Raw genomic sequence first — 210 nt, forward strand, 5'->3', positions numbered from 1 at the left:
TAATAAGTGGCGGAACGGACGGGACTCGAACCCGCGACCCCCTGCGTGACAGGCAGGTATTCTAACCAACTGAACTACCGCTCCACCGAATTTCTTTGTCACCACCCGGATTTTCATCCCGGTTTACTGCAATTTGATGCCTGGCAGTTCCCTACTCTCGCATGGGGAGACCCCACACTACCATCGGCGCTACGGCGTTTCACTTCTGAG

General features: G+C 55.2%; 1 tRNA gene. It reads right to left on the reverse strand.

The features are described from left to right. Nucleotides 1-7 precede the first annotated feature (7 nt). Nucleotides 8-84 (reverse strand) — tRNA-Asp (locus OGY13_RS00095). Nucleotides 85-210: the final 126 nt, after the last annotated feature.

The organism is Citrobacter sp. Cpo045 (assembly GCF_030332875.1).
Lineage (GTDB): Bacteria > Pseudomonadota > Gammaproteobacteria > Enterobacterales > Enterobacteriaceae > Citrobacter > Citrobacter portucalensis.